Below are 13,817 nucleotides of genomic sequence, written 5' to 3' on the forward strand. Positions count from 1 at the left end.
AAAAAATTTATTAAGTGAACAAGTCTCTTATCTATTAAATTATAAAAAAACCCGCCCGGGGGAGCTGATAATCCCCGAGCAGGTTAAATTAACTTATTTCTTCTTAGGAGCAAGCTCTACTGCCTGACGCATGGCTTCCATTAAGCTTTTCTCGTCAGCTATGCCTTTTCCGGCAATATCGAAGGCTGTACCGTGATCAACGCTTGTACGAATGATGGGAAGACCGACTGTGATATTAACCCCCGCATCCAGCCCTAATACTTTAACTGGCCCATGCCCCTGATCATGATACATGGCTACGACAATATCAAAATCGCCGCGGACAGCTCTGAAAAATAATGTGTCAGCTGGCAGCGGCCCTATAGCATCAATGCCCTCTGCCTGTGCTTTCTCCACTCCAGGAATGACTTTTTCTTCCTCTTCGCCATACCCGAATAATCCATTTTCACCTGCATGAGGATTGATTCCGCAAACAGCAATTTTAGGTGATTCAATGCCCGCTTTTTTCAAAGTGTCATGGGCAAGCTTCAGCACATGGTACACTCTTTCAGGATTGATCATTTTAACTGCATCAATAATTCCGACATGTGTTGTCACATGGATAACCCTTAAGTTTGGTGCGGATAGCATCATGGAATAATCTTTCGTATTGGTCAAATCCGCTAATATCTCTGTATGACCTGGATACATATGGCCACCCTTTTGCAATGCTTCCTTGTTTAAAGGTGCAGTACAGATCGCATCAATTCGGTTTTCTTTTGCCATTTCGATCGCTTTAGCCAAATATTGGAATGCTGCGTCTCCAGCTTCCGGAGATACCTGACCAATGGGAAGGTCTTCCGGCAAAAGGTCCAAATCAAGGCAATGTACTACCCCATGCTTATAAGGGATCTCGTTTAACTGCTCTGCCTTTACCGCTTCAATAACAAGCCCGCTGCCAACAAATGATTTGGCCCGCTCTAGAATTTTTTTATCACCAATGACAAGCGGGTTGCTTATTTCATACATTTCAGCATCTGCCAGGCTTTTTAAAATAATTTCCGGCCCTACGCCCGCTGCATCCCCCATTGTAATGCCTACTACTGGTTTAGTTTGACTCATTGCACTCAACCTTTCTTGTCATATAATGTATTGCGTTAACCAGGGATTGCTCATTGCCGAATCCCCCTGCTTTTGTAACAGCCCAATAGCTTTTACCCTTGCTGCGCAGCCGGCCAAATGGGAGACCCGGTTCTATTTCTGTGTGAAGCTCCATTTCCTGAATTCCCAATTCTGAACAAGCAGCTTTTGCTATGTCTCCGCCTGTTAAAATCAAGCCGTCGAGTTCCGGGAACTTATTTACAAGTCTGTTTGCAATTTGCCCCAGTCCCATGGCAATCCTTTCACCAATTTGCTTTCCTGATAATCCTATTGCTTCTCCCGCTATACGGGCTGCATCCCGGTTCTGATCGGAAGAATCCACATAAACAACAAAATGGCTATTATCCTGGTTTTGTCCAATTTTTTCAATGACTCCTTCAAGATCTATTGATTGATTAACCAATTGGACAGGATTGATTTCTGCAAAATAAGATTGATCAAGTTCTCTAATACGGGTAAGCTGTTTTTTTGTAACCTGTGACAGACTCCCTGAAACTGTGAGTGTTTTCCTGATGTTATTAGCCTCATGAGCATTTTCATATTGAGATCTAAGCTTTAGTGCATCGGGTAAATATTCAACTAGAGCTCCAGAGCCAGTCCAAATAGTTTTCTTCTGAAGGCTTGTGAAAATCTCGGCAATTAACTGGAGATCCTCTTCCCTTTCACTGTCGCAAACAATCCAGGTTTTCCCCGCCGCAACAGCACTTTCAATGAATTCAAAAATATCTGCTTTGTCTCCGCGGATCAAATTCAGATCAAGCAGGGCAATATCCTTTCCTGCATCCTTATTTAACATGTGAGGAAGAAAGCTTTCCTTTACAGGTGTCTTTGGATCCCTTCCAAACTCTGTTTCTGTAATCAGTTTACCATTTACATAATGATGTCCAGACACCGTTGTACGATTCATTTTTGGAAACGCAGGGGCAATAACAACGATTTCCGGGCGATATACCTTTTCAAGCGCTGCCAGTTCAACTGATATATTTCCTCTTAAAGTTGAATCTACTTTTTTATAGACATGAGCATAGCCTTTATCCAAAAGAAGAGAAGCAGCTTTTTCCACTGCTTCATATGCTTCTTCTTGTGTTTTTGCACGGCTGTCAGTATCAACAATTAAGACATCAGGATCAGATTGAATGTTTTTCCCGGTAAAATCCATCATAACAGTGGCAGTCAGCCCTTTTTTCGCCAGCTGTACTCCTGAATCATTAGCACCCGTTAAATCATCCGCTATAATTCCAAATTTTTCAAACACAAGAACCACATCCTTAGCCATTAACTTTCGTCAGGTTTCCTTCTTTAAACTCATAGCCTTTTCTCTCTAGACGCTTAACCAAAAACGCTATATACAGCGGAAGCAGGATTGCGGTTGTCACAGTAGATGCCGCAACTTGAACTGTAGCCAATTCAGCATACTGAGCAAAACCTGCACTTGCTGCTGCAATGGCAGCTGGTGTTGCTACCGCATTCCCGGCAGTCGAGCCTTCAGCAGCACCTACAATTGGGTTCCACTTAAGCGCTTTAAACACTAGATATCCAGCTGTACCAGTTACGAATACTGTTAATAGACCAAGAATAATACCTGATAGACCGCCTTCTACAATTGCACCGAAGTCAATTCCCATTCCAAGGGCGAAAGCGAAAAATGGAATGAGCATGGAGCTTCCATTATCAAGGAATGCACGCATTTCTTCATCCAGGTTACCCAATACCATACCTACCAGGATTGGAAGCAGTACGGCAATGAATGATTGCAATGAGAACATGCCATCTACGAAGCCCATTGCACCAAATATGGATAGAGCAACCATTGTTAAAAACGGACCGTCATTTAGAGCCAGCAATGAATAAGCTGCACGGTCTTCCTTGCTTCCGTACTGGCCAACAAGTGCGACGAATAGGCCGCCATTACTGTTAGTCATAGCTGCAATAATCGCAATTGGAGCCAAGCCTAGCCATAGACCGTTTTCACCTGCAAACATGTAAGCGATTAAACCAAATGCCACACCAACTACCCACTTAGTAGTTAAAAGGGTTGCCCCTTTTCCAATTGAAACACCAAATGACTTTACGTTAATTTGAGCACCTGTACATAATAGGAATAAAGCGATTAAAGCTGATGCACCGTCTACAAACAATGCTTCAGTAAAATTTCCGATACGGAGTAAATCAGGTGCAAAAGTGTTAAGTATTGCTGCAATTAGCAACGGAACTACCATCATCCCGCCTGGAATACGTTCAAGAGTTGCTTTGAACTTCATAATTTTAACATCCCCTTTATATGTGTTTCAATTTTAAACAATTAGTGAAAACGATTACAGTTTCATATTAAACGCTTTCAATGCAAAATTCAACACTTTTTGAAGAAAAATAGTTTGGTATTTTCTAGTTTTGTATTTTATGTTGCAATTTTAAACACTCAGTAAAACAAAAAAGAAGCTGAATACTACTGTTTCAGCTTCCTCCACAATGTCGACCGATTAATGCCTAACCGTTTTGACACCTTTGTTTGATTTTGGTTTTCCTCTTCCATAACTGCTTCGATAATTCGTTTTTCAATCTGATCCAACGTTCCATTTAACAGACTGTCTTCAATTTGAACAGGACGCTGCTTGCGATTCAGCTGTCTTAAAACAGACTCTTTACTGATGGTATAGCCTTTCTCAGCTGCTAAGACATCAAAAAGGAATGCTTTCAGCTCAGCGGTATTGCCAGGCCATTTATATTGCTCCAGCAGCTCCATCGCATCCTCCCTGATTTTTACAGCGGAGGTTCCATACTGCTGATGAAAATGTGCAATAAAGTAAGCTGTTAAAGCTCTTATATCATCCTTGCGTTCTAATAAAGAGGGGATATAGATGCGAACTGTTTCTTCGTTATAAAGAAGGGAATAGAACTCTTGCATTTCACTGGATAGGGATAGAATTACTTCTTTCCCTGATTCTGCCCAATTCTGACACTGCTTAAACAAATGGGGTTTCTCTTCTGCTGATATGTCCTCAGCCCCGTAAACATATATTGCTCGGATGTCGTCATCAAAGGGATCCAAACCTCTTCTTGCTTCCTTTGCATGTATAGAAAGCAGCAAACCGGCCCCCCGATGCTTTAAGTAATGGATATAGCGTGCTAATAATCCTTTTCCAGTGCCGGCAGCACCAATTAAAAGCCATAAATTTCGGTTTGTTCCTGCAGATATAGCAGCCAGACAATCTTTCATTGCGTCACTTTCATGGATGATCATCGGCAGCTGAGACACTGATTCCACGTTAAGATCTTCTGAAGAACTCTTCATATGATTAAGCTCTTTAATAATAAATTGAGTATAGATTTCATCGGCAATTTCAAGGCTTGAAACCTGAACTTTAAGCATATCTTCCTTAATACCTTCAATCATTTCAACGGACTCTGCATTTCCCTTCCGGTGTACAAGACTCTGTAAATCTCTTACGAGTATGGGAGGAGAAGAAAAAGTATTCCATTGTTCAAATACACATTCAGCATTACTGTCAAAAATGATAATATTGTCAGTGTTCTCCTTAATAATTGCCCGAAGCAGGTCATTTTCCTGCTGTTTTCTGCGAAAAGAATGATACACCGATTTCACTTTAAGGAATGCATCAAAGATAGCTTCACGGCCGGATTGTATCAGGATTCCCTCGAGCCCTGCTTTAGCAGCGGCTTCCACAGTTACAACGTCACCCATGATCAATTCAAAACCCTTGGATTTCAGTTCCAGAACAAGTGCTTCTACTTCCTCTTCCTTTTGAATCGTAAAAACCTCTATACCAATATCCAATATGTCAGTAATCGTTTTGGCGCCAAGCGTTATGTTGGAAAAGCCCACAATCGCTTTCTTACCTGGAAAATCATTGGCAAGGGTTAACACCCGAAGCATATCGTACCCGGATACCTGAATATCAATAACAGGGATATTTGTTTCCTGCTGGACCAGCTTTGCGGTTCCACCCCTGCTGATGATCATATCAATACCTTCAGATTCGGCATTTTTCGCATGCGGGAGTGCCTGTCCCAGATTTCCAGTTGCTATTTTAATGTCCAAATCTTTTTCCTCTTTCCTGCATTCCTCAATTAATGGAAGCATAGCAGGATAAGGGGCAATAAATAATGTCTTTATTTTCATCACATTCACCTAAATGTATCTTACCATTCATTTTAAAGGCACACCAATAATTAGGAAAATAGCTTTGAAATCTAGCTATACAATATACAAGCTGCAATTAGACAATGGATCGGCCAGTTACTTCTTTATCTGTCCATTCCCTTTAACAATATATTTCGTCGAAGTCAGAGCCGGCAGTCCCATCGGACCACGGGCATGGAGCTTTTGTGTGCTGATCCCGATTTCAGCGCCGAACCCAAACTCGAATCCATCCGTGAAGCGTGTGGATGCATTATGATAAACTGCCGCTGCATCGACTTCATTCAGGAATTTTTCCACATTATCAGGGTTTGAAGAAACAATGGCCTCAGAATGGCTGGTGCCGTAGCGGTTAATATGAATGATTGCCTCATCCACGCTTTCCGCCACTTTCAATGCGACTTCCAAGCCTAAATATTCAGTGGCCCAATCTGCTTCCACAGCTGGGATGATCTTTTCCCCGCACACACCTTCATCGCCGTGAATGGTAACCCCTTTTTCCTTTAGTGCAAGCACAAGTTCATTCAGGCCATCCCACTCTTTGTGCACAATGATCGTTTCACATGCATTGCAAACGGATGGGCGCTGTGTTTTCGCATTGATGGCAATGTTGATCGCCATTTCCTTATCAGCACTTTCATCAATATAGACATGACAGTTGCCTGCACCTGTCTCAAGTACTGGGATTGTAGAATTTTCAACAACTGTCTTAATTAGCTTTGCCCCTCCCCGCGGAATCAGGACATCCAGGTATTCGTTCAGTTTGAACATCCCTGAAGCGGTTTCCCGGCTCGTATCCTCAATAAGCTGCACGGCATCAGGCGGCAAGTCGCTCTTTTCCAAGGCATGATGAATCACTTTCACAATTGCTTTATTGGAATGAATGGCAGTAGAACTTCCGCGGAGCATAACAGCATTCCCAGTCTTCAAACATAAGCTGGATGCATCGACCGTGACATTCGGACGCGCTTCATAGATCATGCCCACAACGCCAAGCGGGACCCTTACTTGTGTAATGGTGAGTCCGTTCGGACGCTCCCATGAGGATAAGACCTCACCAACCGGATCGTCCAGGTGAGTAAGCTGGAGTAATGCGTCCGCCATATCCTGAAGACGGGCTTCATTTAAACGCAGACGGTCTAACAAAGCATCACTCATTCCATTTTTCTTTCCTGCTTCCAGGTCTTTCTCATTTTCTGCTAAAATAAAATTCTTCTCCTGCATCAGCTGCCCTGAGATCAGTTCAAGCGCATGATTCTTTTGCTGTGTAGTTTTTTTCGCCAGCTCTGCAGCTGCCTTTTTCGCTTTTTTCCCTTTTAGAATCAATTCCATTATCTTGTCTCCCTTCTTTTTTGGCTTACCCAATGATCCCGGTGAATGACAACCCGGCGGTCGCTTCCAGCAATCTGCATTGCTTCCGAACTGGATAACCCCCTAATAGCCCACAGCTCATCGGATGAGAAATTAACCTGCCCTTTGCCGATCAAATCTCCTTTGGGTCCAATCACTTCCACGACATCATGAACATGAAAATGGCCGGTAATGGTGGTCACTCCTGCAGGCAGAAGGCTTTTCCCCTGAGTTAATATAGCTTGTGCAGCTCCGTGATCCACTTCGATTTTCCCATTAGGAACAGAATGCAGTGCAAGCCATTGCTTGGAGGTTTTGACACTTGGCTGGGAGCTGGTTCCAATATAAGTCCCATCCCCTTTGCCTTCGAGGATTTCAATCAGCTTTTCCGTACCATTCCCAACCCCTATAAAAACTTGCAAACCCAGTGCCAAGGCTGTCCTGGCAGCAGCGAGCTTCGTCATCATTCCGCCGGTTCCCACTTTTGAACCTGACCCTGCTGCAGCATTCATCAAGTCATCGGTTATTTCTGTTATATAATTGAACTTTTTCGCAGCAGGATTCGTACGGGGATTTGAATCATAAATCCCGTTCACATCCGTCAGTATTATCAGTCGCTGTGCCTGAATCAGGCCGCTTACAAGTGCGGACAGCATATCATTATCGCCAAAGGCCAGCTCTTCAATCGATACTGAGTCATTTTCATTAATGATCGGAAGAACATTCCGTTTCAATAGTTCGGACAATGTTGCATGTGCATTTTGGTATTGCTCCTTATGCAGGAAGTTTTGTCTTGTCAGCAGCAATTGCGCCGCTACGATGCCATGCTTTTTAAATTCTTCGGTATATCCCTGCATTAATAGCCCTTGACCGACAGCAGCGGCCGCCTGTTTTCCGGCGATCGTCACCGGGCGGGTAGGATAGCCAAGATCCGCAAACCCTGCGGCGACGGCTCCGGATGATATTAATATCACTTCATGGCCCTTCTCTTTCAGCCGAGAAAGGGCAGCTGCGTGTTCCTCCAGCTTTTCAATACACAGTCCGCCATTCATATTTGTCAGCGAGCTGCTTCCGATTTTTACAACAATCCGTTCCCTTTTCACTTTACGCCACCACCTATGAGAAAAGCGCAAGCGCCTTGCCCACCCCCGACAAGCACAAGACGGGCCTCCCGGAAAGGCGTCCTTTGCCTTTTTAGGAGGATCGGCTTGTGACCTCGAGGGGGTAGGCTGCTTGCGCTAGACAGTTCTCGAAGTTCAAAATATTTTCTTAAATTTGTAAAAAAAAGCCCTCCCGTCCCTGTAAAAAGGACGGAAGAGCTTAGTCTTTCGCGGTACCACCTTCATTGGCACTTCACACAGCAAGTGCCCGCTTTGAAAATCCTTTAACGCAGGAAATTCGGCCAGGTTTGCCTGGCAGCTCAAGGGCTAGGTTCAATAGCTTTGCAGGCTGCAGGATCTTTCAGCCGGTGAATCCCGCTCTCTTCTAACCTGAGTTCTACTTACTGGTTCCCTGTCATGGCTGTTGGTTTCTTCTTATAATTAGAATTATTATGCATCCTCCGGTATTTTATGTCAATAATTAATTCGCTGATTTAAAGGATTAAATTCTCTACACAAGTTTTCCAACTGTGTGCAATACGGTATGATAATGCACGCACAATCGGGAATGCTAATAAAAAATGACTAGAGGGAGGATTTACATATGGAGTCAAACGGAAAGCAGTTATCCATATTTTCTCTGGGCGGCATCAATGAAATTGGAAAAAACATGTATGTGATCCAATATGATGACGATATTGTCGTGATTGATGCTGGGGGTAAATTCCCTGATGAGACTTTATTGGGGATTGATTTGATCATTCCGGATATCACATACCTTGAGGAGAACAGGGATAAAATCCGCGGACTGATTGTAACTCATGGACATGAGGATCATATTGGCGGGGTTGCCTATCTTCTCAAAAAAATCAATATGCCGGTTTATGCTACGCGATTTACGCTAGGGCTGATTGAATTAAAATTAACGGAGCATCGCCTGCTTGGTGATTCAGAGCTAATAAGCATTGATTCTGACTCTCGCCTTGATTTCGGTGAAATAGGGGTGAGCTTTTTCAAGGTGAATCACAGCATACCAGACTGTCTGGGAATTGTTTTCAATACGCCAGAGGGTAATGTTGTCCATACCGGCGATTTTAAATTTGACTTAACACCTGTAAATCAGGAGCATGCTGATATTCATAGGATGGCTGAAATCGGCCGCAGCGGAGTGCTGGCCCTTCTTTCAGAAAGCACAAACGCTGAGCGGACTGGCTTTTCTCCAACTGAACATATTGTCGGAGAAAACATTGAGGAAGCATTTATGAAAGCACCGCGCAAAATCATCATCTCAACTTTCGCTTCCAATGTGAGCCGTGTTCAGCAGGTTGTGGCCGCCGCGATAAAAAATAACCGAAAGCTGGTCCTGCTTGGGCGAAGTATGGTAAATGTTGTGGATGTGGCCATTGAACGCGGATACCTGACAGTTCCCGAGGGGATGATTGCCAATCCAAGAGAAGCCGTGAATCTGGCTCCTGAAAAGGTGTGCATACTATGTACCGGCAGCCAGGGTGAACCGATGGCTGCCCTCTCACGCCTCTCTACAGGAAATTACCGTGATGCTGAGATTCATCCTGAGGATACCGTGATTTTAGCAGCATCCCCAATCCCGGGCAACGAACGCGATGTATCTAAAATCATTGACAATCTGTTTAAGCTGGGAGCCCGCGTGATATACGGTTCAGGAAGCTCAACAGGGATGCATGTGTCCGGCCACGGCTATCAGGAAGATTTAAAGCTTATGCTCACATTGATGAAGCCGAAATACTTTATTCCGATTCACGGTGAATACAGAATGCTTCACCACCATAAATTGCTTGCTGAATCCATCGGTGTTGAAAACGGGCATACTTTTATCATTAAAAATGGGGATGTCGTGGATATTGAGAACGGAGAAGCACGCCAGACAAGGCGGGTACCTGCCGGAGATACTTATGTTGATGGAGTGGGTGTTGGTGATATTGGCAGCATCGTGCTCCGCGACAGAAAGCAGCTGTCCGAGGATGGCATGATTGTGATCGTGCTGACCATGAGTAAGAGTGAGCGCAAAATGATATCAAGACCTGATACGATATCACGGGGTTTTGTCTACGCACGGGAATCCGAAGATCTGCTGAGAGAAATAAATCGGATTGTGGAGAAAACCGTCAATGATCTTCCAGAACAGGATAAAAGCCAGTGGAATGTCATCAAGCAGAGCATCAAGAAATCACTTGGGCAGTATTTATTTGAAAAAACAAAGCGCAAACCAATGATCCTGCCGATTATAATTGAAATTTAAACGAAAAGAGGCAAGCCGTAAACGGCTTGCCTTTATCGCAGTCTACTGGACAGTATGACCCCCACCCTTTGATTCATAGGGTCCTTGGTGGATCACAAGCGGTCTAACTGACCGTATAGGCCCGATTGGTTCAACTAACAATCAGTGGGGAAACCACCCGCTGATTGAAGTTTCACTTTATCTAAAGGGCTGCTTATCCGCGGCGTCCGCCTCGGCCGCCCCGCTTTCCTTCAGTATTGCGCTTTAATGACGAAATATTTTCTTCACTCGATTTTAAGAATTTTGCCATTTTGTCTTCAAAGCTTTCCTTTGGCTTAAAGTTTCCTTTAGAACGGAAATCTCTGGAACCGCCGCGGCGATCATCTCTTCCCTGGCGCGGCGGGCGCTGAGAATAAGAAGATTGGCCTTCCGGTCTGTCCACTGCTTTTTTGATGGAAAGGGCAATTTTGCCTTCCTTCTCGCTAAGCACTTTAACAGTTACCTCATCGCCAACTTTTAAATGCTCATTCACATCTTTAACATAGCTGTCAGCTACCTCACTAATGTGAACAAGACCTGTCGTACCGCCTGGCAGTTCGACAAAAGCTCCGAAATTTGTAATACCTGTTACTTTTCCTTGTACCTTACTTCCAATTTCGATTGACAAAAAAACTTCCCCCTCGGTAGTGTTAACAACGTCTTATTATAACTTTTTTTTAAGATAATTTCAACGCCCGCGATATCCCTCCGATATTCTACCCGTTAAAATTAGGGATAAATCATATTTTTTGTTCAAATTTATTAAAATTTATATGTTTAATTGTATGTTCGGCCATTAAATTAACTAATTTTGTATGCGGATGGCACTCTTTTATATTGAAAAAAATTTTATGTGCGGATACCGTGTTTTTATGTGAAGATAAAAATTTTTATGTGTGCATAACGCTTTTTTATGTGCGGATACTAGATTTTATTTGCGGAAGGTTAATTTTAGCCGAATATTAAATTTCCAGTTTGAATCATTGATCATATTAAAATTTTCAAACTAAAAAAGCTCCTGAAACAGGAGCTTAAACCTTACACTGTATGACCTTCCTGAAGAACCTTCCTGCTGAAATGGCGCTTCATTATAATCCCATACAGGGACGCCAATACCTGCTGAAAGAGCATGCCGATGACGACAGGAACGGCAACTGGAGCGGGAAAATAAGTGACTGCCAGGACAGAGCCAACACTGATATTCCTCATCCCGCCATTAAACGTAACAGCCACTGTCGTGCCCTGATCGTATTTCAGTAAACTTGCGATGATGAAAGAGATAAGATAGCCCATAAACGCCACACAAAATACAGTGATCCCGATGAGGACCAATTTAAGATTTACTTCCTTCAGATACGGGGCAACAACAGCTCCATTCAGCATAACCACAATGGCCATTCCAAGCTTTGAAAAAGGAGAGAGGCGGCTGCTTAAGGCTGCAGCGCTTTTTCCTGCAAATTGATTGAAGAGCATGCCAAGAAAAGAAGGCAGAACAATCATGCCGAATAATCCAGCCATCATCGGCACAGCATCGATCTGTACAGATTTCTGGAAAAATATCGACAATGTCAGCGGAACAATAAATGGTGACAGAAAGGTATCTGCCAGAATGATGGACAATGTCAGCGGAATATTGCCGCGATAAATGGAAACCCAGATGAAGCTGGATATGCCGGTCGGAATGGCCATAGCCAATACCAGCCCGGTAATGGTTAAAGAATCATCACCGAACGCAAGTGTACCGGTGCTCCATGCAAAAAGAGGCATTAAAATATGAAGCAAAAACAATATGAGAAAAAGCGGCTTTGGATGATGAATGATTTCTTTTAAACTGCTAAAACTCGAGTTCAGGCTGCCTGAAAACGTCATAAACGCAAAAACCCAAGGAATGATAAAGGCAAAATCCTTGATATAACCTGCGAGCATAACACCTAGAACCACGCTTATTGGAGTAATCAATGGCATCATTTTCTCCAGCTGTTTATTTATTTGACTTAGCACACTGAGTACTCTCCTTTTCCGAATAATTGTTTACCTAACTAATTATTTTATCATAATCTGGCTGGTTATATATCAAAATAGTGAAAAAGAGCCAAAAATCGGCTCTTTTCATTATCTCCGTTTTTCCGGCATATATTTCAGCCATTTTCCCAGTCTCCAGCTGTTCACTCCATACCCTGCAAGCGCAATGGCTGCTATGCCTGCGGATAACTGCATGATCAGCGTTTCTTCTAAATAAATGCCAAAGCCTGACCCAGTTAAACCTAGCATGAATAGCTGAAAAAGCTGCTTTTTCCGATTTTCATAGATCGTAAACTGAAACTCCCTTCTTTGCCCGGCCTCTTTCATTTTTTCCAATTTACGCGGTGTTTCCAGGAATTCCGCTGCTGAATGAAAAATGTTAAAGAGCGGCTGGGATTGAATAATGCTCCAAATAAATGACCATTTATTCCCCTGTGAGCTTAACCACTCTGTAAAAACTGGTTTGCCAAGGTCAAGAAGATCATCTTCCGGTGCAAGATGATGAACAATCCCTTCTATTGTCATAAATGACCTGCCCAGAAAAACAAAGCGGGTTGGCACCTGGATCGGAAGAGCAGCAATCAGATCATTTAGTTCAAGCTTAAGAGCCACTAAATCCATATCCTTTATCTGATTTAGGTCAAATGCCATCCATTCTGACAGCAGCTTTTCCATTGTTTCCGCATTAGCTTCCGGCAGAAAAAATCCTAGCTGTGACAGACACTCGACTACTTTACTGTAGTTTTTAGCGAGAATGGATTCAATTAAATTCTGAAAAGAGACTGCATCTTTTTTTGAAATTTCACCAGCCATGCCGAAATCAAGAAGAATGATCCGTCCCTCCCTTGTGAACAGCACATTTCCTGGATGAGGATCGGCATGAAACATCCCAGGTTCCAGCCATTGCAGCAGGAAGATCTTCATCAAACGGCGGGCCAGATCCTGACGGGATATCTCAAGCTTTTCAACCGCTGCCGAATCATTGATCCTTTTTCCCTCCACCCATTCCATGACAAGCACTTTTGAGGTGCAAAACTCCTGATGCACGTCGGGAATTTTAACCACCTCACTATCTTTAAAGCGCTCCTTAAAATAAAGCAAGGTTTCCTTCTCCTTTTTAAAGTCAAGCTCCCGCCCAATAACCTGCTTAAGCTCCTGAAATAGGACTTTTAAATTAATGAATCCCTTAGGAATAGGGACAAACCGATCCGCAAACCAGACTAGAATACTTAGGGTCCGGAAGTCGGTATGTACGATTGATTGAATATCTGGACGCTGCACTTTAATAGCAACAATTGAGCCGTCCTGCAGAGCGCCTTTATATACCTCTCCAATCGAAGCTGATGCTATGGCTTCTTTATCAATCGCTACCACCTTTTTAGAGAGCTCGCTGCCCCACTCTTCGTTTAAAATCCTCTGAATCTCACTCCATTCCGATGGCGGAACTTTATCGGTCAGGTCTTGAAGCTCCTGAATGAATGCATTTGGAAGCAAATCAGAACGAATACTGATGAACTGACCAATCTTAATCAGCAGCCCTTCCAGTTCAAAAAGTGTTGTCCGGAATCTTTTCCCGATGCCAGACCATAAATGTTCCCATTCTGCTCCTGATTTGCGGGTCCATTTATACCAGTAAATTTGAAATATAATGAGAAGTGCCAAAGAAAACACTTTGTACATGCGGAACAATTTACTTCTCGCTTTCATTTCCATCATCTTCTTCCCAAGTAAGATGTACTGTATTATTCTG

General features: G+C 43.3%; 10 protein-coding genes. 1 reads left to right on the forward strand and 9 read right to left on the reverse strand.

The window, feature by feature from the left end:
• Window positions 1–93 precede the first annotated feature (93 nt).
• The 6 genes from pdxA to proB all read right to left on the reverse strand — a co-directional run bounded on the left by pdxA (window position 94) and on the right by proB (window position 7,701).
• Entirely contained in the window at window positions 94–1,101 is a 1,008-nt protein-coding gene (gene pdxA / locus IRB79_RS15095; RefSeq protein ID WP_243503282.1) for a 4-hydroxythreonine-4-phosphate dehydrogenase PdxA, read from the reverse strand.
• Entirely contained in the window at window positions 1,088–2,395 is a 1,308-nt protein-coding gene (locus tag IRB79_RS15100) for a four-carbon acid sugar kinase family protein (protein ID WP_243503283.1), read from the reverse strand. Before IRB79_RS15100 ends, pdxA begins: the two co-directional genes overlap by 14 nt.
• A 13-nt stretch (window positions 2,396–2,408) precedes the next feature.
• A complete protein-coding gene (locus tag IRB79_RS15105; protein ID WP_243503284.1) occupies window positions 2,409–3,401 on the reverse strand; it encodes a 2-keto-3-deoxygluconate permease in 993 nt (330 codons plus the stop codon).
• A gap of 185 nt (window positions 3,402–3,586) precedes the next feature.
• Window positions 3,587–5,281 (reverse strand): sigma-54-dependent Fis family transcriptional regulator, encoded by a 1,695-nt coding sequence (locus IRB79_RS15110; RefSeq protein ID WP_243503285.1) that lies wholly within the window; start codon window positions 5,279–5,281, stop codon window positions 3,587–3,589.
• A gap of 117 nt (window positions 5,282–5,398) precedes the next feature.
• Window positions 5,399–6,631, reverse strand: a complete 1,233-nt coding sequence (locus IRB79_RS15115) for a glutamate-5-semialdehyde dehydrogenase (RefSeq protein ID WP_279401023.1) — start codon at window positions 6,629–6,631, stop codon at window positions 5,399–5,401.
• Window positions 6,631–7,701, reverse strand: coding sequence for a glutamate 5-kinase (proB, locus tag IRB79_RS15120; RefSeq protein ID WP_279401065.1), 1,071 nt, complete (start codon window positions 7,699–7,701; stop codon window positions 6,631–6,633). The genes IRB79_RS15115 and proB overlap by 1 nt, the downstream gene beginning before the upstream one ends.
• Window positions 7,702–8,353: 652 nt before the next feature.
• Between proB and IRB79_RS15125 the strand changes: the two genes are divergently transcribed.
• Window positions 8,354–10,027 (forward strand): ribonuclease J, encoded by a 1,674-nt coding sequence (locus IRB79_RS15125; protein ID WP_243503287.1) that lies wholly within the window; start codon window positions 8,354–8,356, stop codon window positions 10,025–10,027.
• 193 nt (window positions 10,028–10,220) lie between these two features.
• Here IRB79_RS15125 and IRB79_RS15130 read toward each other — a convergent pair whose 3' ends face one another.
• From IRB79_RS15130 to IRB79_RS15140, 3 genes are all read right to left on the reverse strand, one after another.
• Entirely contained in the window at window positions 10,221–10,673 is a 453-nt protein-coding gene (locus IRB79_RS15130) for a S1 domain-containing RNA-binding protein (RefSeq protein ID WP_009334297.1), read from the reverse strand.
• A gap of 410 nt (window positions 10,674–11,083) precedes the next feature.
• Window positions 11,084–12,046 (reverse strand): bile acid:sodium symporter family protein, encoded by a 963-nt coding sequence (locus IRB79_RS15135; protein ID WP_243503288.1) that lies wholly within the window; start codon window positions 12,044–12,046, stop codon window positions 11,084–11,086.
• A gap of 111 nt (window positions 12,047–12,157) precedes the next feature.
• Window positions 12,158–13,774 (reverse strand): ABC1 kinase family protein, encoded by a 1,617-nt coding sequence (locus IRB79_RS15140; protein ID WP_243503289.1) that lies wholly within the window; start codon window positions 13,772–13,774, stop codon window positions 12,158–12,160.
• Between the last annotated feature and the right edge of the window lie 43 nt (window positions 13,775–13,817).

This window comes from Cytobacillus oceanisediminis, assembly GCF_022811925.1.
Classification (GTDB): Bacteria; Bacillota; Bacilli; order Bacillales; family Cytobacillaceae; genus Cytobacillus; species Cytobacillus oceanisediminis_D.

What these genes read in the sequence shown, in the direction of transcription:
- pdxA (WP_243503282.1), bottom strand. Translation starts at nt 1,101, where the DNA reads ATGAGTCAAACTAAACCAGTAGTAGGCATTACAATGGGGGATGCAGCG.
- IRB79_RS15115 (WP_279401023.1), bottom strand. Translation starts at nt 6,631, where the DNA reads ATGGAATTGATTCTAAAAGGGAAAAAAGCGAAAAAGGCAGCTGCAGAG.
- IRB79_RS15125 (WP_243503287.1), top strand. Translation starts at nt 8,354, where the DNA reads ATGGAGTCAAACGGAAAGCAGTTATCCATATTTTCTCTGGGCGGCATC.
- proB (WP_279401065.1), bottom strand. Translation starts at nt 7,701, where the DNA reads ATGAATGGCGGACTGTGTATTGAAAAGCTGGAGGAACACGCAGCTGCC.
- IRB79_RS15110 (WP_243503285.1), bottom strand. Translation starts at nt 5,281, where the DNA reads ATGAAAATAAAGACATTATTTATTGCCCCTTATCCTGCTATGCTTCCA.
- IRB79_RS15140 (WP_243503289.1), bottom strand. Translation starts at nt 13,774, where the DNA reads ATGAAAGCGAGAAGTAAATTGTTCCGCATGTACAAAGTGTTTTCTTTG.
- IRB79_RS15105 (WP_243503284.1), bottom strand. Translation starts at nt 3,401, where the DNA reads ATGAAGTTCAAAGCAACTCTTGAACGTATTCCAGGCGGGATGATGGTA.